This is a genomic window from Pseudomonas sp. NFPP12, from assembly GCF_900103205.1.
GTDB classification, from domain to species: domain Bacteria; phylum Pseudomonadota; class Gammaproteobacteria; order Pseudomonadales; family Pseudomonadaceae; genus Aquipseudomonas; species Aquipseudomonas protegens.
Genome location: NZ_FMWW01000003.1, coordinates 703,636 through 725,006, shown reverse-complemented (window position 1 = coordinate 725,006; position 21,371 = coordinate 703,636). Strand labels below are relative to the sequence as shown.

The 21,371-nt window shown below is 61.7% G+C and carries 27 protein-coding genes; 16 read left to right on the top strand and 11 right to left on the bottom strand.

The annotated features are described in order from the left end of the window. Positions 1-3: 3 nt before the first annotated feature. Positions 4-525: a ribosome biogenesis factor YjgA gene (gene yjgA, locus BLS75_RS16155; protein WP_011059258.1), complete on the bottom strand. Its 522-nt coding sequence runs from the start codon at positions 523-525 to the stop codon at positions 4-6. Between the two features lie 108 nt (positions 526-633). Here yjgA and pmbA point away from each other — a divergent pair, with 108 nt between their 5' ends. The 6 genes from pmbA (at position 634) to BLS75_RS16125 (ending at position 6,002) form a co-directional block, all read left to right on the top strand. Next, positions 634-1,980 (top strand): metalloprotease PmbA, encoded by a 1,347-nt coding sequence (gene pmbA, locus BLS75_RS16150; protein WP_011059259.1) that lies wholly within the window; start codon positions 634-636, stop codon positions 1,978-1,980. A 238-nt stretch (positions 1,981-2,218) separates the two neighbouring features. Continuing rightward, the gene (locus BLS75_RS16145) at positions 2,219-2,614 is read left to right on the top strand and encodes a hypothetical protein (RefSeq protein WP_011059260.1); all 396 of its coding nucleotides are present in this window, start codon (positions 2,219-2,221) and stop codon (positions 2,612-2,614) included. After that, positions 2,607-3,983, top strand: a complete 1,377-nt coding sequence (locus tag BLS75_RS16140; protein ID WP_072451272.1) for a class II fumarate hydratase — start codon at positions 2,607-2,609, stop codon at positions 3,981-3,983. The genes BLS75_RS16145 and BLS75_RS16140 overlap by 8 nt, the downstream gene beginning before the upstream one ends. 28 nt (positions 3,984-4,011) lie before the next feature. Beyond that, the gene (locus tag BLS75_RS16135; protein WP_011059262.1) at positions 4,012-4,461 is read left to right on the top strand and encodes a hypothetical protein; all 450 of its coding nucleotides are present in this window, start codon (positions 4,012-4,014) and stop codon (positions 4,459-4,461) included. 1 nt (position 4,462) lies between these two features. Next, a complete protein-coding gene (locus BLS75_RS16130; RefSeq protein WP_011059263.1) occupies positions 4,463-5,074 on the top strand; it encodes a superoxide dismutase in 612 nt (203 codons plus the stop codon). A gap of 34 nt (positions 5,075-5,108) precedes the next feature. Continuing rightward, positions 5,109-6,002, top strand: coding sequence for a ZIP family metal transporter (locus BLS75_RS16125; protein WP_011059264.1), 894 nt, complete (start codon positions 5,109-5,111; stop codon positions 6,000-6,002). 29 nt (positions 6,003-6,031) lie between these two features. Here the strand turns inward: BLS75_RS16125 and BLS75_RS16120 are convergent, their stop codons facing one another. The 10 genes from BLS75_RS16120 to BLS75_RS16075 all read right to left on the bottom strand — a co-directional run bounded on the left by BLS75_RS16120 (position 6,032) and on the right by BLS75_RS16075 (position 13,102). Then, positions 6,032-6,304 (bottom strand): HPr family phosphocarrier protein, encoded by a 273-nt coding sequence (locus tag BLS75_RS16120; RefSeq protein ID WP_011059265.1) that lies wholly within the window; start codon positions 6,302-6,304, stop codon positions 6,032-6,034. A 16-nt stretch (positions 6,305-6,320) separates the two neighbouring features. Beyond that, positions 6,321-7,178: an RNase adapter RapZ gene (gene rapZ, locus BLS75_RS16115; protein ID WP_011059266.1), complete on the bottom strand. Its 858-nt coding sequence runs from the start codon at positions 7,176-7,178 to the stop codon at positions 6,321-6,323. Between the two features lie 2 nt (positions 7,179-7,180). After that, positions 7,181-7,645 (bottom strand): PTS IIA-like nitrogen regulatory protein PtsN, encoded by a 465-nt coding sequence (ptsN, locus tag BLS75_RS16110; protein WP_011059267.1) that lies wholly within the window; start codon positions 7,643-7,645, stop codon positions 7,181-7,183. A 12-nt stretch (positions 7,646-7,657) separates the two neighbouring features. After that, positions 7,658-7,963, bottom strand: a complete 306-nt coding sequence (gene raiA / locus BLS75_RS16105) for a ribosome hibernation-promoting factor, HPF/YfiA family (protein ID WP_011059268.1) — start codon at positions 7,961-7,963, stop codon at positions 7,658-7,660. Between the two features lie 125 nt (positions 7,964-8,088). Then, the gene (locus tag BLS75_RS16100; RefSeq protein ID WP_011059269.1) at positions 8,089-9,582 is read right to left on the bottom strand and encodes an RNA polymerase factor sigma-54; all 1,494 of its coding nucleotides are present in this window, start codon (positions 9,580-9,582) and stop codon (positions 8,089-8,091) included. Between the two features lie 182 nt (positions 9,583-9,764). Continuing rightward, entirely contained in the window at positions 9,765-10,490 is a 726-nt protein-coding gene (gene lptB, locus BLS75_RS16095; protein ID WP_072451271.1) for an LPS export ABC transporter ATP-binding protein, read from the bottom strand. Then, positions 10,490-11,035 (bottom strand): lipopolysaccharide transport periplasmic protein LptA, encoded by a 546-nt coding sequence (gene lptA / locus BLS75_RS16090; protein WP_011059271.1) that lies wholly within the window; start codon positions 11,033-11,035, stop codon positions 10,490-10,492. Before lptA ends, lptB begins: the two co-directional genes overlap by 1 nt. Then, a complete protein-coding gene (lptC, locus tag BLS75_RS16085) occupies positions 11,022-11,594 on the bottom strand; it encodes an LPS export ABC transporter periplasmic protein LptC (RefSeq protein ID WP_072451270.1) in 573 nt (190 codons plus the stop codon). Before lptC ends, lptA begins: the two co-directional genes overlap by 14 nt. A gap of 9 nt (positions 11,595-11,603) precedes the next feature. After that, complete coding sequence (locus BLS75_RS16080) at positions 11,604-12,128, bottom strand: KdsC family phosphatase (protein ID WP_072451269.1); 525 nt, start codon at positions 12,126-12,128, stop codon at positions 11,604-11,606. Continuing rightward, complete coding sequence (locus BLS75_RS16075) at positions 12,128-13,102, bottom strand: KpsF/GutQ family sugar-phosphate isomerase (protein WP_011059274.1); 975 nt, start codon at positions 13,100-13,102, stop codon at positions 12,128-12,130. The genes BLS75_RS16080 and BLS75_RS16075 overlap by 1 nt, the downstream gene beginning before the upstream one ends. A 264-nt stretch (positions 13,103-13,366) precedes the next feature. On the opposite strand from BLS75_RS16075, the gene BLS75_RS16070 reads away from it, so the two are divergent. The 10 genes from BLS75_RS16070 to hisC all read left to right on the top strand — a co-directional run bounded on the left by BLS75_RS16070 (position 13,367) and on the right by hisC (position 21,357). Next, a complete protein-coding gene (locus tag BLS75_RS16070; RefSeq protein ID WP_011059275.1) occupies positions 13,367-14,176 on the top strand; it encodes an ATP-binding cassette domain-containing protein in 810 nt (269 codons plus the stop codon). Beyond that, on the top strand, positions 14,176-14,973 hold the full coding sequence (gene mlaE / locus BLS75_RS16065) for a lipid asymmetry maintenance ABC transporter permease subunit MlaE (protein WP_011059276.1): 798 nt from the start codon (positions 14,176-14,178) through the stop codon (positions 14,971-14,973). The genes BLS75_RS16070 and mlaE overlap by 1 nt, the downstream gene beginning before the upstream one ends. After that, the gene (gene mlaD, locus BLS75_RS16060; RefSeq protein ID WP_011059277.1) at positions 14,973-15,440 is read left to right on the top strand and encodes an outer membrane lipid asymmetry maintenance protein MlaD; all 468 of its coding nucleotides are present in this window, start codon (positions 14,973-14,975) and stop codon (positions 15,438-15,440) included. Before mlaE ends, mlaD begins: the two co-directional genes overlap by 1 nt. A gap of 11 nt (positions 15,441-15,451) precedes the next feature. Beyond that, entirely contained in the window at positions 15,452-16,105 is a 654-nt protein-coding gene (locus tag BLS75_RS16055) for an MlaC/ttg2D family ABC transporter substrate-binding protein (protein ID WP_019093344.1), read from the top strand. Continuing rightward, positions 16,102-16,410 carry an STAS domain-containing protein gene (locus tag BLS75_RS16050; protein WP_011059279.1) on the top strand — a complete coding sequence of 103 codons (309 nt, stop codon included), beginning with the start codon at positions 16,102-16,104 and terminating at the stop codon, positions 16,408-16,410. Before BLS75_RS16055 ends, BLS75_RS16050 begins: the two co-directional genes overlap by 4 nt. A 116-nt stretch (positions 16,411-16,526) precedes the next feature. Then, the gene (locus tag BLS75_RS16045; RefSeq protein ID WP_011059280.1) at positions 16,527-16,766 is read left to right on the top strand and encodes a BolA family protein; all 240 of its coding nucleotides are present in this window, start codon (positions 16,527-16,529) and stop codon (positions 16,764-16,766) included. Between the two features lie 22 nt (positions 16,767-16,788). After that, the gene (gene murA, locus BLS75_RS16040) at positions 16,789-18,054 is read left to right on the top strand and encodes a UDP-N-acetylglucosamine 1-carboxyvinyltransferase (protein ID WP_011059281.1); all 1,266 of its coding nucleotides are present in this window, start codon (positions 16,789-16,791) and stop codon (positions 18,052-18,054) included. A gap of 129 nt (positions 18,055-18,183) precedes the next feature. Continuing rightward, positions 18,184-18,819, top strand: coding sequence for an ATP phosphoribosyltransferase (hisG, locus tag BLS75_RS16035; protein ID WP_011059282.1), 636 nt, complete (start codon positions 18,184-18,186; stop codon positions 18,817-18,819). Between the two features lie 154 nt (positions 18,820-18,973). Beyond that, a complete protein-coding gene (gene hisD, locus BLS75_RS16030) occupies positions 18,974-20,302 on the top strand; it encodes a histidinol dehydrogenase (RefSeq protein WP_011059283.1) in 1,329 nt (442 codons plus the stop codon). A 2-nt stretch (positions 20,303-20,304) separates the two neighbouring features. After that, positions 20,305-21,357, top strand: a complete 1,053-nt coding sequence (hisC, locus tag BLS75_RS16025; RefSeq protein WP_011059284.1) for a histidinol-phosphate transaminase — start codon at positions 20,305-20,307, stop codon at positions 21,355-21,357. Positions 21,358-21,371: the final 14 nt, after the last annotated feature.

Sequence of the window (21,371 nt, the reverse complement as noted above, 5' to 3'; positions counted from 1 at the left end):
GGCTCAGCGCAGACCGCGTTGAGTCTCGTCCAGCTCGCGGATGTACTTGAAAATTTTACGGCTTGAGGCCGGTGCCTTGTTATGCGCCAGCTCATGCTGGGCCTGACGGATCAGGGAGCGCAGTTGCTGGCGATCGGCGTCCGGGTATTCGCCGACGAACTTTTCCAGCACGTCATCGCCGCCGCCGATCAGGCGGTCGCGCCAACGCTCCAGGTTATGGAAGCGTTCGTTGTACTGCCGGGTGGAGGCATCGAGTTGGTCAAGCAGTTGCAGAATCGCGTCGGTGTCCTGGTCCCGCATCAGCTTGCCGATGAACTGCAGGTGGCGCTTTCGGGCGATATGGGCGACGTGCTTGGGTGCATCCGCCAGGGCCCGGCGCAAGGCGTCGGTCAGGGGCAGTTTGTTCAGCAAGTCGGGCTTGAGGGTGGTAAGGCGCTCGCCGAGATCAACCAGAGCATGCAGCTCGCGTTTGACCTGGGATTTGCTTTTCTCCCCATCGAGGGAGTCGTCGTAAGAATCAACCATGGTGGCAGTCCGCAAAGAAACGCCGCCATGATAACCAGTCGAGGGCCGCTTGTCCGGCCCGGTCGCTCGCCGGCCTTAATCGAAAGCAGAATTTGAGTGGAGAACAGCATGAGTGCAGCACAAAGCGTCGGCCCACAGGCTTTGCCGGCCCTGCAGGAGCAAGTCGAGCAGATCATCGCCGAGGCCAAGCGCCAGGGGGCCAGCGCCTGTGAAGTGGCGGTGTCCCTGGAGCAGGGGCTGTCGACTTCGGTGCGCCAGCGGGAAGTGGAAACCGTCGAGTTCAACCGCGACCAGGGCTTTGGCATCACCCTCTACCTGGGCCAGCGCAAGGGTTCGGCCAGTACGTCTGCCAGCGGCCCCGAAGCCATTCGCGAAACCGTGGCGGCGGCTCTGGCGATTGCCAAGCACACCTCCGAAGACGAAGCCTCGGGCCTTGCCGACGCGGCCTTGATGGCCAAGGACCTGCAGGACTTCGATCTGTTCCACGCCTGGGACATCACCCCCGAACAAGCCATCGAGCAGGCTCTGACCTGTGAGGCTGCGGCCTTTGCTGCCGACAGCCGGATCAAGAATGCCGACGGCACCACCCTCAGCACCCACCAGGGCTGTCGGGTGTATGGCAACAGCCACGGCTTCATTGGTGGTTATGCGTCCACCCGCCACAGCCTGAGCTGCGTGATGATTGCCGAGGCGGATGGCCAGATGCAGCGCGACTACTGGTACGACGTCAATCGCCAGGGCCAGTTGCTGGCCGACCCGGTGAGCATTGGCCAGCGTGCCGCCCAGCGCGCCGCCAGCCGGCTAGGTGCCCGTCCAGTGCCGACCTGTGAGGTGCCGGTGCTGTTTTCCGCAGAACTGGCCGGTGGCCTGTTCGGCAGTTTTCTCGGGGCGATTTCCGGTGGCAACCTGTACCGCAAGTCGTCCTTCCTCGAAGGCGCCCTGGGTCAACAACTGTTTCCGCAGTGGATGACCATCGATGAGCGCCCGCACCTGATGCGCGCCATGGGCAGTTCGGCTTTCGACGGCGATGGCCTGGCCACCTACGCCAAGCCGTTCATCCAGGACGGTGAGCTGGTGTCCTATGTACTGGGCACCTATTCCGGACGCAAGCTGGGCATGCCGAGCACCGCCAACGCCGGTGGCGTGCACAACCTGTTCGTCACCCATGGCGACGAAGACCAGGCCGCGCTGCTGCGGCGCATGGGCCGTGGCCTGCTGGTGACCGAGCTGATGGGCCATGGCCTGAACATGGTCACCGGGGACTACTCCCGCGGTGCGGCGGGTTTCTGGGTCGAGAACGGCGAGATTCAGTTCGCGGTGCAGGAAGTGACCATTGCCGGCAACCTGCGGGACATGTTCAAGCAGATCCTCGCAGTGGGTAACGACCTGGAGCTGCGTAGCAACATCCGCACCGGCTCGGTGCTGATCGAACGCATGACCGTCGCCGGCAGCTGACCGCGCCCAGCTTCAACCCCAACGCGCCACCTCCCCGAGGTGGCGCGTTTTTTATGCCCGCCATTTTTGTAGGAGCTGGCTTGCCAGCGAAAGCGTCCTGACATCCGGCACCAGGCTCAAGGGCTCATTCGCCGGTAAGGCGGGCCCTATAAGAGTTGGACAAAAATCATACAAGCCAGATTGATTTGATTCTCAATATCATTTAATAATGAAAATCATTATTCGATGAGCCCAGGTCATGAGTTCTGCCTTGCACGAGCAGCCTTACCTCGAAAGCTGGCGCTGGATGAGCCGCCAGATCCGTTGCGCACTGGAACCGGACGAGCCCCGTCTGATCGAGCATTACCTCGCCGAAGGCCGCTACCTGGCCTGCTGTACCGCGATGTCGGCCTGGACCGTCGCTGAAACTTCCTTCCGTTTATTGATCGATACCGCAACCGATACAGCGCTGCCCTGGCATTGGCGCAGCCAGTGCCTGGACCAGGCCTGGCGGCCGTTGCGCGACATGGAGCGGTTGTCTTTGTGCAATTGCCGGCTCAAGCGCTGGCAGAGCCACGCCTGGCAGTTGGCGACCTGCTCGCTGCTGCCTTCCATTCCCCTGATAGAACTGGTGCAAGGATTTCCCGATGAGTAATACCCGTATCGAACGCGACAGCATGGGCGAACTGCAGGTACCGGAACTGGCCCTGTACGGCGCCCAGACCCAGCGTGCGGTGGACAACTTTCCCATCAGTGGCCAACGCATGCCGGCAGCCTTCATCCGTGCGCTGATCCTGGCCAAGGCAGCTGCGGCCAAGGCCAACGTCGAACTGGGGCAGATCAGCGAAGCCCAGGGCAAGGCCATTGTCGATGCCGCCCAGGGTCTGCTGGAAGGTGATTTCATGCCGCACTTCCCGGTGGACATTTTCCAGACCGGCTCTGGCACCAGTTCCAACATGAACGCCAATGAAGTACTGGCAACCCTGGCCAGCCGCCTGCTGGGTGAACCGGTCAACCCCAATGACCATGTCAACTGCGGCCAGAGCAGCAACGACATCATCCCTACCACCATTCATGTCAGCGCCGCGCTGACCCTGCATGAGCAACTGCTGCCGGCCCTGGTGCATCTGGTGGAGGTCATCGAGCGCAAGGCGGTACAGGTGCACCCCTTCATCAAGACCGGCCGCACTCACCTGATGGACGCGATGCCGGTGCGCATGAGTCAGGTGCTGGAGGGCTGGGCGCAGCAACTCAAGGCCAATATCAGCCACCTGCAGAATCTGCTGCCGAGCCTGCAATCCCTGGCTCAGGGCGGTACCGCTGTGGGTACCGGAATCAATGCGCATCCCGAGTTCGCTGCGCGTTTCAGCCAGCAGTTGAGCAAGCTGACCCAGGTGCAATTCACCCCGGGCAAGAACCTCTTCGCCCTGATCGGCTCCCAGGACACTGCGGTGACGGTATCCGGCCAGCTCAAGGCTACCGCGGTGTCGTTGATGAAGATCGCCAACGACTTGCGCTGGATGAACTCCGGCCCGCTGGCCGGGCTCGGCGAGATCGAGCTGGAAGGTTTGCAGCCCGGTTCGTCGATCATGCCCGGCAAGGTCAACCCGGTGATTCCTGAAGCCACCGCGATGGTCGCCGCCCAGGTCATCGGCAACGACAGCACCATCACTGTGGCCGGGCAATCGGGCAACTTCGAGCTCAACGTGATGCTGCCGATCATTGCCCAGAACCTGCTGAGCAGCATCGAGTTGCTGGCCAACTCCAGCCGCCTGCTGGCGGACAAGGCCATCGCCAGCTTCAAGGTCAACGAACCCAAGCTCAAGGAAGCGCTGTCGCGCAACCCGATCCTGGTCACGGCGCTGAACCCGATCATCGGCTATCAGAAGGCTGCAGAAATCGCCAAGACCGCCTACAAGCAGGGGCGCCCGGTGATCGACGTGGCCCTTGAACATACCGATCTGTCACGCAGCCAGCTGGAGGTCCTGCTGGACCCGGAAAAGCTCACTGCCGGCGGCGTGTAACCCACCGACACCGCTTTGGAGGCTCACCATGGAGCACTGGAAACGCACGATCGAAAGGGCCAATCGCCTCTTTATGCAGGGCGAGCTGGTGGATGCTCGCGAGTTCTACCTGCAGGCGCTGGCCCTGGCCCAGGTGCTGTTCGAGCGCTGGTCGGATGCCGACGAAGCGGTGGCGGCCTGTGTGATTTCCCATCACAACCTGGCAGACCTGCACCTGCGCCTCAATCAGCCGGAGGAGAGCGCGGAATACCTCTGCGCCATCCATCAGCGGTTGCTGCAGACCATGCAGGACAGCCGCTTGCCCACAGCCCTGCGGGAAGCGGCCTTGCGCCAAAGCAGCAAGACCTACGTCGAACTGCTGAATTTCATCGGTGATCACGGCGAATACCCGCGCACTCACCGTTTGCTGGACAGCAACGTCGCGGGCCTGTCAGCCGACAGCCCGCAACCAGACAGCCCCTCTTACGGAGCCCATTGATATGTCCTTTACCTTGCCTGCACTGCCTTACGCCTACGACGCCCTGGAACCGCACATCGATGCGCAAACCATGGAAATCCACTACACCAAGCATCACCAGACCTACATCAACAACCTCAACGCCGCCGTCGAGGGGACCGAATGGGCAGGGTGGGAGGTGGAAAAGCTGGTAGCCAGCGTTCAGCAACTGCCGGAAAAACTGCGTGCTGCGGTGATCAACCAGGGTGGCGGGCATGCCAACCATTCGCTGTTCTGGGCGGTGATGACACCCGCCGGTGGCGGTCATCCCCAAGGCGCCCTGGGGCAAGCCATCGAGCAGCAACTGGGTGGTTTCGAGAGCTTCAAGGAAGCCTTCACCAAGGCCGCACTCACCCGTTTTGGCAGTGGCTGGGCCTGGCTCAGCGTGACACCGGAGAAGAAACTGGTGGTGGAAAGCAGCGGTAACCAGGACAGCCCGCTGATGAACGGCAATACCCCGATCCTCGGTCTGGATGTGTGGGAGCACGCCTACTACCTGCGCTACCAGAACCGCCGCCCGGAATACATCAACGCCTTCTACAACGTCATCAACTGGCCGGAAGTCGCTCAGCGCTACCAGGCCGCGATGGCTTGATACCTTTCCATCAAAACAAGATCTAAGGCCGACTATGGGCACTGAAACACTGGCAATCAGCAGCGGGCGAATGTTTCGTTATGCCTTCGGTTCGCTGTTGCTGTTGGCGGGCACGGCGTTGCTGGTGGCTCAAGGGTTGAGCTGGCTGAACCTGGAGCCGCGCTTGCTGCGCGCCTTGCAGGGCGGTTCGATCTGCGCGCTGGGCACGGCGCTGGGGGCGGTCCCGGTGCTGGTGATCCGGCGGATGCCGGTGGCGGTGAGCGACACCCTGCTGGGCTTTGGTGCCGGAGTGATGCTGGCGGCCACGGCATTTTCGCTGATCGTCCCCGGCATCGCTGCGGCCCAGGACCTGGGCTTGTCTGCCTGGGGCTCCAGCGGTCTGATCTGCGCCGGCATCATGCTCGGGGCCTTTGGCCTGTTCCTGGTGGATCTCAAGGTCTCGGGGGGCAGCCCGGAGGTGCTGGTGGGCACGCCAGAGCATCCGGTGATTGCCCCGCGTATCTGGCTGTTCGTCTTCGCCATCATTGCCCACAACATTCCTGAAGGGATGGCGGTGGGGGTGTCGGCCGGAGGCGGCATGCCGGATGCGGACAGCCTGGCCATGGGCATTGCCCTGCAGGATGTACCGGAAGGCCTGGTGATTGCCCTGGTATTGGCGGGGGCGGGGATGTCGCGGGTCAAGGCATTCCTGATTGGTGCGGCTTCAGGTCTGGTGGAGCCGGTCTTTGCCTTGCTCTGCGCCTGGTTGGTGAGCCTGGCGCAGGTATTGCTGCCCCTGGGCCTGGCCCTGGCGGCGGGGGCGATGCTGCTGGTGGTCACTCATGAAGTGATTCCGGAGTCGCGTCGCAATGGCCATGACAAGCTTGCCAGCCTTGGCCTGTGCATCGGTTTCTGCCTGATGATGGTCATGGATACGGCACTCGCCTGAGAGTCGTATGGTGAGGGGCCCGCCCGGGCCTACTCGCCTTCGTCGAAGAAGTTGTTGATCAGCGCCACCAGCGCATCCATCGCTTCCTGTTCCTGCTCGCCTTCGGTCTTCAGGTGGATCCTGGTGCCCTTGCCGGCGGCCAGCATCATCATGGCCATGATGCTTTTGCCGTCGACCATGGAGTCCGGGGTCCTGCCGGCGCGGATCTGGCAGGGAAACTGCCCGGCCACGCCGACGAACTTGGCCGAGGCACGGGCATGCAGGCCCAGTTTATTGATGATCTCGATTTCCAGAGCTGGCATCGCGGGGTAGATCCTTTCAGCTAAGGTCGCGGTGGCGAACCTGGACGTTCTTCAGGGATTTTTGCAGGACCTGGCCCAGGCGCTCGGTCAGGTACACGGAGCGGTGGTGCCCGCCGGTGCAGCCGATGGCGATGGTCACATAGGCGCGGTTGCTGGCGGCAAAGCGTGGCAGCCATTTGAGCAGGTAGCTGGAGATGTCCTGGAACATTTCCTCGACATCGGGTTGCGCCGCCAGATACTCGGCCACGGGCGCATCCAGGCCTGATTGGGCGCGCAACTCGGGCTTCCAATACGGGTTGGGCAGGCAGCGCACGTCGAACACCAGGTCTGCATCTACCGGCATGCCGCGCTTGAAGCCGAAGGACTCCACCAGGAACGCGGTACCGGGTTCCGGCTGGTTCAACAGTCGCAGCTTGATGGTGTCGCGCAGTTGGTAAAGGTTCAGGTTGGTGGTGTTGACCTTGAGATCGGCCAGGTCGACGATCGGCCCCAGCAGTTGGGTTTCATCGTGGATGGCTTCGGCCAGGGAGCGGTTGGCGCTGCTCAGCGGGTGGCGCCGACGGGTCTCGGAGAAGCGCTTGAGCAGGGTCTCTTCGTCGGCATCCAGGTACAGCACGTCGCACTGGATATGCCGGCTGCGCACTTCTTCCAGCAATTCGGGGAAGCGCGACAGATGACTGGGCAGGTTGCGGGCATCGATGGACACCGCCACCAGCGGTTGCGCCAGTTCGGTGTGGATCAACGCACGTTCAGCCAGTTCCGGCAGCAAGCCGGCTGGCAGGTTGTCGATGCAGTAGTAGCCGTGGTCCTCGAGAACATCGAGGGCGGTGCTTTTACCTGAGCCGGAGCGGCCGCTGACGATGATCAAACGCATGATTACTGACCGTTTTGCTCGTCCAGAACGACCTGATACAAGGCTTCGTTGCTGGTGGCGCTGCGCAGCCGGTCACGGACTTCCTTGCGATCGAGCATGCTGGCGATCTGCCGGAGCAGTTCCAGGTGTGCATCGGTCGCGGCTTCCGGAACCAGCAGGACGAACAGCAGGTCGACCGGTGCGCCATCGATGGCGTCAAAATCGATCGGAGCGTCCAGGTGCATCAGCGCACTGATGGGCGACTCGCAGCCTTTGAGGCGGCAGTGGGGAATGGCGATGCCGTTGCCAAAACCGGTGGAACCGAGTTTTTCACGGGCAATCAGGCTCTCGAAGACATCCTGCATCTCCAGATCAGGCACTTCACGGCTGATCAGGTTGGCAATTTGTTCGAGGGCGCGTTTTTTACTGCCGCCCGGCACGTTCACCAGGGAACGGCCGGGGGTCAGGATGCTTTCAAGTCGGATCATGGGAGGGGAGTGTTAGCGACCCGTGCCTTGGAGAAGGTGGAGTTGCTTTTCCTTATGCTTTTTCAGTTGGCGGTCAAGCTTGTCCGTGAGCAGGTCGATTGCGGCATACATATCGTCATGTTCTGCGTTGGCAACGACCTCCCCACCGTGGATGTGCAGGGTGGCTTCGATTTTCTGCTTCAGCTTCTCGACAGCCATGGTGACCTGCACATTGGTAATCTTGTCGAAGTGCCTCTCCAGCCGGTCGAGTTTTTCGCCGATGTAGACGCGCAGGGGTTCAGTCACTTCGAGTTGGTGTCCACTGATGTTGACTTGCATACAGCTTCTCCTTCGTTGCCAGTGCATAACGCGGCAGGCTGGGTTGCCTGCCACCTAGACTACGTTTGAAAACGGCACCGGGCCCTTTTCAAACACACTCTGAAACGCTGTGGCCAGCCCTGCGGCTACATCAACCGCTTACGTTCGCTGGAAGGCGCGATCCCAAGGGATTCGCGGTACTTGGCGACGGTACGACGGGCTACCTGAATGCCTTGTGCCTCCAGTAAACCAGCGATCTTGCTGTCACTCAACGGCTTTTTCTGATTTTCCGCGGCCACCAATTTTTTGATGATCGCGCGGATCGCCGTGGACGAGCATTCACCGCCTTCCGAAGTGCTGACGTGGCTGGAGAAAAAGTATTTCAGCTCATATATGCCCCGTGGGGTATGCATGAATTTCTGCGTAGTCACCCGGGAAATCGTCGATTCGTGCATGCCCACCGCCTCGGCGATATCGTGCAGAACCAGCGGCTTCATCGCCTCATCGCCATATTCGAGAAAGCCGCGCTGGTGCTCGACGATCTGGGTGGCGACCTTCATCAGGGTTTCATTGCGGCTTTGCAGGCTCTTGATGAACCAGCGGGCTTCCTGCAACTGGTTGCGCATGAAGGTGTTGTCGGCGCTGGTGTCGGCGCGGCGTACAAAACCGGCGTACTGGGCGTTGACCCGCAGGCGCGGCACGGACTCCTGGTTCAGTTCCACCAGCCAGCGTTCGTTGTCCTTGCGCACTATGACGTCCGGGACCACGTATTCGGCTTCACTGGATTCGATCTGTGAACCGGGGCGGGGGTTGAGGCTCTGCACCAGCTCGATGACCTGGCGCAGCTCATCTTCCTTGAGCTTCATGCGGCGCATCAACTGGCTGTAGTCGCGGCTGCCCAGGAGGTCGATGTAGTCACTGACCAGGCGCTGGGCCTCGCCCAGCCAGGGCGTTTTCGCCGGCAACTGGCGCAGTTGCAGCAACAGGCACTCGCCCAGGTTGCGGGCGCCGATGCCCGCGGGTTCGAATTGCTGGATGCGGTGCAGGACGGCTTCTATCTCGTCCAGTTCGATGTCCAGTTCCGGATCGAAGGCTTCGAGGATCTCTTCGAGGGTTTCGTCCAGGTAGCCCTGATTGTTGATGCAGTCGATCAGGGTCACGGCAATCAGGCGGTCGGTGTCCGACATCGGCGCCAGGTTCAGTTGCCAGAGCAGGTGGCTCTGCAGGCTCTCGCCCGCCGAAGTGCGGGTGGTGAAGTCCCACTCGTCGTCATCGCTGCTGGGCAGGCTGCTGGCGCTGGTCTGGTAGACGTCCTCCCAGGCGGTGTCGACCGGCAGTTCGTTGGGGATGCGCTCGTTCCACTCACCGTCCTCGAGGTTGTCCACCGTGGGGGCGGTTTCCTGGTAGGAGGGCTCCTGGATCTCGGTATTGGGTTTGGACTCGGTGTTGTCGGCCAGGGGGTCGCTGTTGTCGAAGTCGTCGCCTTCTTCCTGGCGCTCGAGCATCGGGTTGGACTCCAGGGCTTCCTGGATTTCCTGTTGCAGGTCCAGGGTCGACAATTGGAGCAGGCGGATGGCCTGTTGCAGCTGCGGTGTCATCGTCAGCTGCTGGCCCATTCTAAGGACTAGCGATGGTTTCATGGCAGGGGCTTAACACCTTATTTGCCGGCGCACATGCGCCATCCACTACAGGGCGCCGGAGCGCCAAACATAAGCAAATTATATGCCTGAAACTGAAGTGTTTGCCTAGAGCGCTGTAACAATAAAGTTTGTAGGGTTTTATTGTTCCCGGCGCCCTGGCGTCCAGCCCAACACATCAGCCCTTACAGGCGGAACTCATGGCCCAGATAGACTTCCTTGACCAGTTCGTTGGCCAGGATGGTCTCGGAGTCGCCTTCGGCGATCAGTTGCCCGTCGTTGACGATGTAGGCGGTCTCACAGATGTCCAGGGTTTCCCGGACGTTGTGGTCGGTGATCAGCACCCCGATGCCCTTGGCCTTGAGGTGGTGGATGATCTGCTTGATATCGCCCACCGAGATCGGGTCGACACCGGCGAAGGGTTCGTCCAGCAGGATGAACTTGGGCGCGGTGGCCAGGGCCCGGGCGATTTCCACGCGGCGCCGCTCACCACCGGACAGGCTCATGCCGAGGTTGTCGCGGATGTGGTTGATGTGGAATTCCTGCAGCAGGCTTTCCAGTTCATGGCGACGGCCGGCCTTGTCGAGCTCCTTGCGGGTCTCGAGGATGGCCATGATGTTGTCGGCCACCGACAGCTTGCGAAAGATCGAGGCTTCCTGGGGCAGGTAGCCGATACCGGCGCGTGCGCGGCCGTGCATCGGTTGGTGGCTGACATCCAGGTCGTCGATCAGGACGCGGCCCTGATCGGCCTGGACCAGGCCGACGATCATGTAGAAGCAGGTGGTCTTGCCGGCGCCGTTGGGGCCGAGCAGGCCGACGATCTGACCGCTGTCGATGGACAGGCTGACATCACGCACGACCTGGCGGCTCTTGTAGCTCTTGGCCAGGTGCTGAGCTTTCAGAGTTGCCATTACTGGGCCTTTTGCTCGTCGGTTTTCTTTTTCGGCTGGATGACCATGTCGATCCGCGGACGCGGCGCGGTCACCGAGCTGCCATTGGCGCGACCGGCGTTGGCAACCTGCTTGACGGTGTCGTAGACGATTTTCTCGCCTTCGGTGGTATTGCCGTCGTTGATGACCTTGGCCTTGTCGATCAGCACGATGCGGTTCTGCTGGGCATGGTACTGGATGGTCACGGCGTAGGCCTGGACCGGTTTCGGGTCGGTCTGCTTCTGCAGTTGCTCGAAGTAGGCGAGGTTGCCCACCGAGGTCACCACGTCGATTTCACCGGTCTTGGACCGGGTGATGGTCACGGTGTTGCCGGTGATCTTCATCGAACCCTGGGTGATGATGACATCGCCCTTGTAGGTGGCCACGCCGTTCTTGTCGTCCAGCTGGGCGTCGTCGGCCTGGATGCGGATCGGCTGTTGGCTATCGTTCGGCAGAGCCCAGGCGCTCACGCTTCCCAGTGCTGCGCCCAGACTGAGCAAAATAGGGAGGGTTTTAACGAGCCTCATACTGTCCTCTTACGTTCGATAGCAGGTTCATCCTGCCGTCTTTCAAATACGCTTTCATTCCCTTGGCCGTAGTCACGCCGCCGGCGCCGTCGATTCTAACGGCTTGCTCGGTCTGCGCATATTGCTTCTGCGGGAATACTGTCATGCGGGTCGTGGTGATCAGCAGGTTGCGGTTGCGCTCGTCGGTGCGGGAAACCCGTACCGAATCGATCAGCTCGACTTCGGTGCCGTCCGGGTTGACCTCGCCGCGTTCGCTCTGAACATGCCAGGGGAACGTGGTGCCACGGTACATCTGCAGGTCCGGCTTGGTCAGCAGAGTCACTTCGCTGGCCTTGACGTGCTCGACCTTGTCCGAGGTCATTTCGTACTGCAGTTTGCCGTCGGGCAGGTACTGCACGCTGCGGGCGTTGATCACGTAGTAGTCAATGGCGCTTTCGTCGACCTGGGCCACCGGCTTGTCGAGGAAGCGTTCCGGGCTGATGTTCCAGTAACCGACCGCTGCGAACAGCAGGGCGATGGTCCCGAAGATCAGGATGTTGCGAATCTTTTTGCTCAGCATGGGAAGGCTCTATAGGTAAGCGGCATTGGCTGCTTCAAGGCGGTCCTGGGCACGCAGGATCAGTTCGCAGAACTCGCGGGCGGCACCTTCGCCGCCGCGGGCCAGGGTGACGCCGTGGGCGTGTTCGCGGACAAACGCTGCGGCATTGGCCACCGCCATGCCCAGCCCCACGCGGCGGATCACCGGCAGATCGGGCAAATCGTCGCCCAGATAGGCGACCTGTTCATAGCTTAGGCCCAGTTGGCCAAGAAGCTCGTCCAATACCACCAGCTTGTCTTCGCGGCCCTGGTACAGGTGGGGAATCCCGAGGTTCTTGGCCCGGCGCTCTACCACCGGGGTCTTGCGCCCGCTGATGATCGCCGTCTGCACGCCGGCCGCCATGAGCATCTTGATGCCCTGGCCGTCCAGGGTGTTGAAGGTCTTGAACTCGCTGCCGTCTTCGAGGAAGTACAGGCGCCCGTCAGTCAGCACGCCATCGACATCGAATACCGCCAGCTTGATGTTTTTACCGCGTTGCAGCAGGTCGGCACTCATCACATCACTCCCGCGCGCAGCAGGTCGTGCATGTTCAAGGCGCCGATCGGCCGGTCTTCCTTGTCCACCACCACCAGGGCGCTGATCTTGTGGTCTTCCATGATTTTCAGGGCTTCGGCGGCCAGCATGTCGGCACGTGCGGTCTTGCCATGAGGGGTCATCACCGAATCGATGGTGGCATGGTGTATATCGATGGCCCGATCCAGGGTGCGACGCAGGTCGCCGTCGGTGAAGATCCCGGCCAGGCGGCCGTCGGCCTCCAGGATCACGGTCATGCCCAGGCCCTTGCGGGTCATTTCCATGAGCGCATCCTTGAGCAGGGTGCCGCGTTGCACCTGGGGCAGATCGCTGCCTTCGTGCATGACGTTCTCCACCTTGAGCAGCAGGCGACGGCCCAGGGCGCCACCCGGGTGGGAGAAGGCAAAGTCCTCGGCAGTGAAGCCGCGGGCTTCCAGCAGCGCCACGGCCAGGGCGTCGCCCATGACCAGGGCGGCGGTGGTCGAGGAGGTCGGTGCCAGGTTCAGCGGGCAGGCTTCGTGCTCGACGTGGACGTTGAGGTTGACGTCAGCCGCCTTGGCCAGCGGCGACTCGGGGTTGCCGGTGAGGCTGATCAACTGGATGCCCAGACGCTTGATCAGGGGCAGCAGGGTGACGATTTCGTTGGTGGAGCCGGAGTTGGAGAGGGCCAGGATCACGTCATCGCGGGTAATCATGCCCATGTCGCCATGGCTGGCTTCGGCAGGATGGACGAAGAAGGCCGTGGTCCCGGTGCTGGCCAGGGTAGCGGCAATCTTGTTGCCGACGTGCCCGGACTTGCCCATGCCGACCACCACTACGCGGCCTTTGCTGGCCAGAATCATCTCGCAAGCGCGTACGAAATCTGCGTCGATATGGGGCAGCAAGCCTTCTACTGCCTGTAGTTCGAGGCGGATGGTGCGTTGTGCTGATTGAATCAGGTCGCTGGATTGGCTCATGTCTGAAATCGTATAGCCCGATGAAAAGGCGGCGATTATAGCGGTAATGAACAAATCCCTCACGCAAGTTCGTCAGGCTTTGTCTACCGGGCGCGAGGAAAGTCTGGTTTTTGCCTGTCGTCGACCTGAACGGGGGTGGCGTCGGCCTTGGGGGCTCCGTATCAGCAGTGATATAGTTCGCCGCCAGTTCGGCCTGCCCAGGGGCATGTACTCCCGGCAGGGAGCCAAGCGTCCGAGTGATAGGCTGCATCGCAAGGAGTTTAGATGAGTGCCGATAACGCCTACGCGGTCGAGCTGAAGGGACTGTCCTTCAAGCGCGGTACGCGCAGCATTTTCAATAACGTGGATATCCGTATTCCGCGGGGCAAGGTCACCGGCATCATGGGGCCTTCCGGCTGTGGGAAGACCACCCTGTTGCGCTTGATGGGCATGCAGTTGCGGCCCAGCAGCGGCGAAGTGTGGGTCAATGGCCAGAATCTGCCGAGCCTATCGCGCAGCGATCTGTTCGACGCGCGCAAGCAGATGGGCGTGCTGTTTCAGAGCGGCGCACTGTTCACCGACCTGGACGTGTTCGAGAACGTGGCCTTTCCGCTGCGGGTGCACACCCAACTGCCGGACGAAATGATTCGTGACATCGTCCTGCTCAAGTTGCAGGCGGTGGGCTTGCGCGGCGCGGTCGACCTGATGCCCGACGAGCTGTCCGGCGGCATGAAGCGCCGGGTCGCCCTGGCCCGGGCGATTGCCCTGGATCCGCAGATCCTCATGTACGACGAGCCTTTCGTGGGCCAGGACCCCATTGCCATGGGCGTTCTGGTGCGCCTGATCCGGCTGCTCAACGATGCCCTGGGCATCACCAGCATCCTGGTTTCCCACGACCTGGCGGAAACCGCGAGCATTGCCGACTACCTCTATGTAGTGGGCGATGGCCAGGTGTTGGGCCAGGGAACTCCCGAAGAGCTGATGGACTCCGATAATCCGCGTATCCGTCAGTTCATGAAGGGCGATCCCGACGGCCCGGTGCCGTTTCACTTTCCAGCGACGGACTACCGCGCAGATCTTCTGGGGAAGCGCTGATGCGCAAAATATCGCTAATCGAGAGGGTTCGCCTCTTCGGTCGCTCAGGCATCGATGTCCTGGCGGTACTGGGGCGTTCCACGCTGTTCCTGTTCCATGCGCTGCTGGGCCGCGGTGGCATCGGCGGCAGCTTTGGCCTGCTGGTCAAGCAACTGCACTCAGTGGGCGTGATGTCCCTGGTGATCATTGTCGTGTCCGGGATCTTCATCGGCATGGTGCTGGCGCTACAGGGCTTCAATATCCTTTCCAGCTACGGTTCGGAGCAGGCGGTGGGGCAGATGGTGGCCCTGACCCTGTTGCGGGAGCTTGGGCCGGTAGTGACTGCGCTGCTGTTCGCCGGGCGTGCCGGTTCGGCGCTGACCGCGGAAATCGGCAACATGAAGTCCACCGAGCAGCTCTCCAGCCTGGAGATGATCGGTGTCGACCCGCTCAAGTACATCATTGCGCCGCGCCTGTGGGCCGGCTTCATTTCCTTGCCATTGCTGGCGATGATTTTCAGCGTGGTGGGCATCTGGGGCGGTTCGTGGGTCGCTGTCGACTGGCTGGGAGTCTACGACGGCTCCTACTGGGCGAACATGCAGAACAGCGTGACCTTCAGTGGTGACGTGCTCAACGGTGTGATCAAAAGTATTGTTTTTGCGTTTGTAGTGACCTGGATCGCCGTTTTCCAAGGCTATGACTGTGAGCCCACTTCAGAGGGGATCAGCCGTGCCACTACCAAGACCGTGGTGTATGCCTCGTTGGCCGTACTCGGCTTGGACTTTATTCTGACCGCCTTGATGTTTGGAGATTTCTGATGCAAAACCGCACCCTGGAAATCGGTGTCGGCCTTTTCCTGCTGGCCGGCATCCTGGCTTTGCTGTTGCTTGCCCTGCGAGTCAGTGGCTTGTCTCCAACCGCGAGCACCGATACTTATAAACTTTACGCCTACTTCGACAATATCGCCGGTTTGACGGTCAGAGCCAAAGTGACCATGGCCGGCGTAACCATCGGCAAGGTCACGGCGATCGATCTGGACCGTGACAGCTTCACTGGCCGGGTAACGATGCAATTGGAAAAGCGCGTGGATAATCTGCCGACTGACTCCACTGCATCTATCCTGACTGCTGGCCTGTTGGGTGAGAAATACATCGGTATCAGCGTGGGCGGGGAAGAAGCCTTGCTCAAGGATGGTGGAACCATCCACGACACCCAGTCGTCGCTGGTACTGGAGGACCTGATCGGTAAATTCCTGCTCAATACCGTTAGCAAAGACGCCAAATGAGGAGTTTTTCGATGATCTCTATCTTGCGACGTGGCCTGTTGGTGCTGCTGGCGGCTCTGCCGTTGCTGGCCAACGCGGCAAGCACGCCTTCCGCGCATGATCTGGTGCAGGACACGACCACCCGTCTGCTCGCTGACCTGGCGGCCAATAAAGAGAAGTACAAGCAAAGTCCGAACGACTTCTACAATGCCTTGAACAGCATCGTCGGTCCTGTGGTGGATGCCGATGGCATTTCCCGCAGCATCATGACCGTCAAGTATTCGCGCAAGGCCACGCCGGAGCAGATGGCGCGCTTCCAGGAAAACTTCAAGCGCAGCCTGATGCAGTTCTATGGCAATGCCTTGCTGGAGTACAACAACCAGGGCATCACGGTTTCTCCGGCCAAGGATGAAAGCGGCACCCGCACCAGCGTCGATATGCAGGTCAAGGGCAACAACGGCGCGATCTACCCAGTGTCCTACACCCTGGAAAAGATCAACGACGAGTGGAAAGTGCGTAACGTGATCATCAACGGCATCAATATCGGCAAGCTGTTCCGTGATCAGTTCGCCGACGCGATGCAGCGCAATGGCAACAACCTGGACAAGACCATCGACGGCTGGGCCGGTGAGGTGGCCAAGGCCAAGGAAGTGACCGAAGACGCTGCACAAAAGGCTGCGCAATGAGTGAATCGGCCGTGCGCCTCGGTGACGCCGGGGAACTGTTGATCAGCGGCGTGCTGGATTACCGCAGCGGCCCGGGCCTGCGCAAGCAGGGCCAGGCACTGATCAAGTCGAGCCAGGCACCGGCGCTGGTGCTCGATTGCTCGGCGGTGGAGAAGTCCTCCAGCGTCGGACTCGCGCTGCTGCTGGCCTTCATGCGTGATGGCCAGGCACTGGGCAAGGCGGTGAGCGTTCGTGCGCTGCCCGAGGACATGCGCGAGATCGCCGAGGTCTCCGGAGTCACCGAAATCTTCGCCCATCCCCAATAACCCACATCTCTATATAGAAGCCCCCCGTCAGAGTCCTGCTATGCGGGGTTCGCAGGCGCGGGGCTTTTTTGTATGATGTCCGACCCGCGCGCACAGGGCGCCGATTGAGGTTGAGCATGCAGGCCAACGAAGTGAAGAGCTTTCTTGAGGGAAAGCTGCCCGGAGCTCAGGTAGAAGTTGAGGGCGAAGGCTGCAACTTTCAGCTGAACGTGATTAGCGACGAACTGTCGGCCTTGAGCCCGGTGAAGCGTCAGCAGAGCATCTATGCCCATTTGAATCCATGGATTGCCGATGGCAGCATCCACGCGATCACCATGAAATTTTTCAGCCGCGCGGCCTGGGCCGAGCGCACCTGAGCCCAAGGGCGTCGAGACTGTTATGGATAAATTGATTATTACCGGCGGCGTTCGCCTTGATGGCGAGATCCGCATTTCCGGGGCCAAGAACTCCGCGCTGCCGATTCTGGCGGCAACCCTGCTGTGCGATGGCCCGGTCACCGTGGCCAACCTGCCGCACCTGCACGACATTACCACCATGATCGAGCTGTTCGGTCGCATGGGCATCGAGCCGGTGATCGACGAGAAACTCAGCGTCGAAATCGACCCGCGTACCATCAAGACCCTGGTGGCACCCTACGAGCTGGTGAAAACCATGCGCGCCTCGATCCTGGTACTGGGCCCGATGGTTGCCCGTTTCGGCGAAGCCGAAGTGGCCCTGCCTGGCGGTTGCGCCATCGGCTCGCGTCCGGTAGACCTGCACATCCGCGGCCTGGAAGCCATGGGCGCGGTGATCGACGTCGAAGGCGGCTACATCAAGGCCAAGGCGCCTGAGGGTGGCCTGCGCGGCGCGAATTTCTTCTTCGATACCGTGAGCGTGACCGGTACCGAGAACATCATGATGGCTGCAGCCCTGGCCCGTGGCCGCAGCGTGCTGCAGAACGCCGCTCGCGAACCAGAAGTCGTGGACCTGGCAAACTTCCTGATCGCCATGGGCGCGAAGATTTCCGGCGCCGGCACCGACACCATCACCATCGATGGCGTAGAGCGCCTGCATTCGGCGATCTACAAAGTGATGCCTGACCGTATCGAAACCGGCACCTACCTGGTGGCCGCTGCGGTCACCGGTGGCCGCGTCAAGGTCAAGGACACCGATCCGACCATCCTTGAAGCCGTTCTGGAAAAGCTCAAGGAAGCCGGCGCTGAAGTCACCACCGGCAGCGACTGGATCGAGCTCAACATGCACGGCAAGCGCCCCAAGGCGGTCAACGTGCGTACCGCTCCGTACCCGGCGTTCCCCACCGACATGCAGGCGCAGTTCATTTCCCTGAACGCGATTGCCGAAGGTACTGGCGCGGTGATCGAGACCATCTTCGAAAACCGCTTCATGCACGTCTATGAGCTGCACCGCATGGGCGCCAAGATCCAGGTCGAAGGCAACACCGCCATCGTTACCGGTACCGAAATCCTCAAGGGCGCGCCTGTCATGGCTACCGACCTGCGGGCTTCGGCCAGCCTGGTGATCTCGGCCCTGATGGCCGAAGGCGACACCCTGATCGATCGCATCTACCACATCGACCGTGGTTACGAGTGCATCGAAGAGAAGCTGCAGATGCTCGGCGCCAAGATCCGCCGCGTACCGGGCTAGTTGCATGACGGGCACAGGGAGGTGCCCACAGTCGAACCTGTTTCACGTCGAGCCTGTCTTCAGGCTCGACGCATGTCTGGCGCCGTTTGCGTCCGGGCATCAGTCGCCGCATAAGGACTTACGTTACTCATGTTGACCATCGCACTGTCCAAGGGCCGTATCCTCGACGACACGCTGCCGCTTCTGGCTGAAGCGGGCATCGTGCCAACCGAGAATCCGGACAAGAGCCGCAAACTGATCATCCCCACGACCCAGGACGATGTCCGCCTGCTGATCGTGCGTGCCACTGACGTGCCGACCTATGTCGAGCATGGCGCTGCCGACCTCGGGGTGGCCGGCAAGGACGTCCTGATGGAATACACCGGCCAGGGCCTGTATGAGCCACTGGACCTGCAGATTGCCCAGTGCAAGCTGATGACTGCCGGTGCCATTGGCGCCGCAGAACCCAAGGGCCGCCTGCGCGTGGCCACCAAGTTCGTCAACGTAGCCAAGCGCTACTACGCCGAGCAGGGTCGTCAGGTGGACATCATCAAGCTCTACGGTTCCATGGAGCTGGCACCGCTGATCGGCCTGGCCGACAAGATCATCGACGTGGTCGACACTGGCAATACCCTGCGGGCCAACGGCCTGGAACCCCAGGAACTGATTGCTACCATCAGCTCCCGCCTGGTGGTCAACAAGGCATCGATGAAGATGCAGCACGCCCGTATCCAGGCGTTGATCGATACCCTGCGCAAGGCAGTGGAATCGCGACACCGCGGCTGATTCACATGCGTGGCCTTGAGCCGCGCCCATCTATCCGCGTCATAGCCAGAATGCTCAGGTGCCCACGCGGATGGCTTGGTAGTCTTGCGGCGCCTGAGCTTTGCAAATCCAAGCTTGCCCTTTTGTGCATTCGCCAATCATTGAGGCCTTCGCTATGACCGCTCCGACTGCAATTCGCCGACTCAACGCTGCCGACCCGGATTTCGCCCGTCATCTGGATCATCTGCTGAGCTGGGAAAGTGTCTCTGACGATTCGGTCAATCAGCGGGTGCTGGACATCATCAAGGCCGTGCGCGAGCGCGGCGATGCGGCGCTGGTGGAGTTCACCCAGCGTTTCGACGGCTTGCAAGTGGCCTCCATGGCAGACCTGATCCTGCCGCGCGAGCGCCTGGAGCTGGCCCTGACCCGGATCACCGTGGCCCAGCGCGAAGCCCTGGAAAAGGCCGCGGCGCGGGTGCGCAGCTACCACGAGAAGCAGAAACAGGACTCCTGGACCTACACCGAGGCCGACGGCACGGTGCTGGGCCAGAAGGTCACGCCGCTGGACCGCGCCGGGCTTTACGTACCGGGGGGCAAGGCGTCCTACCCGTCGTCGGTGCTGATGAACGCGATTCCGGCCAAGGTGGCGGGCGTTACCGAGGTGGTGATGGTGGTGCCGACCCCGCGTGGCGAGGTCAACGAACTGGTACTGGCTGCCGCCTGCATCGCCGGGGTCGATCGGGTGTTCACCATCGGCGGCGCCCAGGCCGTGGCCGCGCTGGCCTACGGCACCGAAAGCGTGCCCCAGGTGGACAAGGTTGTCGGCCCGGGCAATATCTATGTGGCCACCGCCAAGCGCCACGTGTTCGGCCAGGTCGGCATCGATATGATCGCCGGCCCGTCGGAGATCCTGGTGGTCTGCGACGGCCAGACCGATCCGGACTGGATCGCCATGGACCTGTTCTCCCAGGCCGAGCACGACGAAGACGCCCAGGCGATCCTGGTCAGCCCGGATGCCGAGTTCCTGGATAAAGTCGCGGCGAGCATCGCCAAGCTGCTGCCAACCATGGAGCGCGCGGAAATCATCAACACCTCGATCAATGGCCGTGGAGCCCTGATCAAGGTCCGCGACATGCAGCAAGCCATTGAAGTGGCCAACCGCATTGCCCCCGAGCACCTGGAGCTGTCCGTGGCCGACCCGCAAGCCTGGCTGCCGCAGATCCGCCACGCCGGGGCGATCTTCATGGGCCGCCACACCAGCGAAGCGCTGGGGGATTACTGCGCCGGGCCGAACCACGTGCTGCCGACTTCCGGCACCGCGCGTTTCTCGTCGCCGCTGGGGGTGTATGACTTCCAGAAACGTTCGTCGATCATCTTCTGCTCCGAGCAGGGCGCCTCTGAACTGGGCCGCACCGCCTCGGTACTGGCCCGTGGCGAGTCGCTGACCGCCCACGCCCGCAGCGCCGAATACCGCATCGTCGACGACCAAGATCAGGGGCAATGAACATGAGCAAATTCTGGAGTCCGTTCGTCAAGAACCTGGTGCCCTACGTGCCGGGCGAACAACCCAAGCTGACCAAGCTGGTCAAGCTCAACACCAATGAAAACCCCTATGGCCCGTCGCCCAGGGCCCTGGCGGCGATGCAGGCCGAACTCAACGACAACCTGCGCCTGTACCCGGACCCCAACAGTGACCTGCTCAAGCAGGCGGTGGCCAGTTACTACGGGGTGCAGGGTAACCAGGTGTTCCTCGGCAACGGTTCCGACGAAGTCCTGGCGCACATTTTCCATGGCCTGCTGCAGCAGGAAAAACCGCTGCTGTTCCCGGACATCAGCTACAGCTTCTACCCGGTGTATTGCGGCCTGTACGGCATCGAGCACGAAGCGGTGCCGCTGGACGAGCAGTTCCAGATCCGCGTGGCCGACTACGCCAGGCCCAACGGCGGGATCATCTTCCCCAACCCGAATGCGCCCACCGGCTGCCTGTTGGCCCTGGATGCGGTGGAGCAGATCCTCAAGGCCAGCCCGGATTCCGTGGTGGTGGTGGATGAGGCCTACATCGACTTCGGCGGCCAGACCGCCATCAGCCTGGTGGATCGCTACCCGAACCTGCTGGTGACCCAGACCCTGTCCAAGTCGCGCTCCCTGGCCGGCTTGCGAGTGGGCCTGGCGGTAGGGCACCCGGATCTGATCGAGGCCCTGGAGCGGGTCAAGAACAGCTTCAACTCCTACCCGCTGGATCGCCTGGCGATCGTCGGAGCGGCGGCGGCCTTCGAGGACCGCGAGTACTTTGCCAAGACCTGCCAGCAAGTGATCGACAGTCGCGAATGGGTGGTGGCGCAGTTGCAGGCCAAGGGCTTCGAAGTGCTGCCGTCGGCGGCCAACTTCATCTTTGCCCGCCACCCGCGGCACGACGCAGCCGGCCTGGCGGCCAAGCTGCGCGAGCAAGGGGTGATAGTGCGCCACTTCAAGCAGCAGCGGATCGCTCAGTTCCTGCGGATCAGCATCGGCACACAGGAACAGAACCAGGCGCTGATCGACGGCCTGGGCGAGCTGTAGTCCAGGCGCCTGGC

Bases quoted from the DNA above. Each gene is read 5' to 3' on its own strand.
- pmbA (WP_011059259.1), top strand. From the start codon at position 634: ATGAGTGCAGCACAAAGCGTCGGCCCACAGGCTTTGCCGGCCCTGCAG.
- mlaE (WP_011059276.1), top strand. From the start codon at position 14,176: ATGCGCAAAATATCGCTAATCGAGAGGGTTCGCCTCTTCGGTCGCTCA.
- mlaD (WP_011059277.1), top strand. From the start codon at position 14,973: ATGCAAAACCGCACCCTGGAAATCGGTGTCGGCCTTTTCCTGCTGGCC.
- hisD (WP_011059283.1), top strand. From the start codon at position 18,974: ATGACCGCTCCGACTGCAATTCGCCGACTCAACGCTGCCGACCCGGAT.
- BLS75_RS16135 (WP_011059262.1), top strand. From the start codon at position 4,012: ATGGAGCACTGGAAACGCACGATCGAAAGGGCCAATCGCCTCTTTATG.
- BLS75_RS16130 (WP_011059263.1), top strand. From the start codon at position 4,463: ATGTCCTTTACCTTGCCTGCACTGCCTTACGCCTACGACGCCCTGGAA.
- raiA (WP_011059268.1), bottom strand. From the start codon at position 7,963: ATGCAAGTCAACATCAGTGGACACCAACTCGAAGTGACTGAACCCCTG.
- yjgA (WP_011059258.1), bottom strand. From the start codon at position 525: ATGGTTGATTCTTACGACGACTCCCTCGATGGGGAGAAAAGCAAATCC.
- murA (WP_011059281.1), top strand. From the start codon at position 16,789: ATGGATAAATTGATTATTACCGGCGGCGTTCGCCTTGATGGCGAGATC.
- lptA (WP_011059271.1), bottom strand. From the start codon at position 11,035: ATGAGGCTCGTTAAAACCCTCCCTATTTTGCTCAGTCTGGGCGCAGCA.
- BLS75_RS16080 (WP_072451269.1), bottom strand. From the start codon at position 12,128: ATGAGTGCCGACCTGCTGCAACGCGGTAAAAACATCAAGCTGGCGGTA.
- BLS75_RS16125 (WP_011059264.1), top strand. From the start codon at position 5,109: ATGGGCACTGAAACACTGGCAATCAGCAGCGGGCGAATGTTTCGTTAT.
- hisG (WP_011059282.1), top strand. From the start codon at position 18,184: ATGTTGACCATCGCACTGTCCAAGGGCCGTATCCTCGACGACACGCTG.
- lptB (WP_072451271.1), bottom strand. From the start codon at position 10,490: ATGGCAACTCTGAAAGCTCAGCACCTGGCCAAGAGCTACAAGAGCCGC.
- ptsN (WP_011059267.1), bottom strand. From the start codon at position 7,645: ATGATCCGACTTGAAAGCATCCTGACCCCCGGCCGTTCCCTGGTGAAC.
- BLS75_RS16120 (WP_011059265.1), bottom strand. From the start codon at position 6,304: ATGCCAGCTCTGGAAATCGAGATCATCAATAAACTGGGCCTGCATGCC.
- BLS75_RS16045 (WP_011059280.1), top strand. From the start codon at position 16,527: ATGCAGGCCAACGAAGTGAAGAGCTTTCTTGAGGGAAAGCTGCCCGGA.
- hisC (WP_011059284.1), top strand. From the start codon at position 20,305: ATGAGCAAATTCTGGAGTCCGTTCGTCAAGAACCTGGTGCCCTACGTG.
- BLS75_RS16075 (WP_011059274.1), bottom strand. From the start codon at position 13,102: ATGAGCCAATCCAGCGACCTGATTCAATCAGCACAACGCACCATCCGC.
- BLS75_RS16050 (WP_011059279.1), top strand. From the start codon at position 16,102: ATGAGTGAATCGGCCGTGCGCCTCGGTGACGCCGGGGAACTGTTGATC.
- BLS75_RS16055 (WP_019093344.1), top strand. From the start codon at position 15,452: ATGATCTCTATCTTGCGACGTGGCCTGTTGGTGCTGCTGGCGGCTCTG.
- BLS75_RS16100 (WP_011059269.1), bottom strand. From the start codon at position 9,582: ATGAAACCATCGCTAGTCCTTAGAATGGGCCAGCAGCTGACGATGACA.
- BLS75_RS16140 (WP_072451272.1), top strand. From the start codon at position 2,607: ATGAGTAATACCCGTATCGAACGCGACAGCATGGGCGAACTGCAGGTA.
- BLS75_RS16145 (WP_011059260.1), top strand. From the start codon at position 2,219: ATGAGTTCTGCCTTGCACGAGCAGCCTTACCTCGAAAGCTGGCGCTGG.
- rapZ (WP_011059266.1), bottom strand. From the start codon at position 7,178: ATGCGTTTGATCATCGTCAGCGGCCGCTCCGGCTCAGGTAAAAGCACC.
- lptC (WP_072451270.1), bottom strand. From the start codon at position 11,594: ATGCTGAGCAAAAAGATTCGCAACATCCTGATCTTCGGGACCATCGCC.
- BLS75_RS16070 (WP_011059275.1), top strand. From the start codon at position 13,367: ATGAGTGCCGATAACGCCTACGCGGTCGAGCTGAAGGGACTGTCCTTC.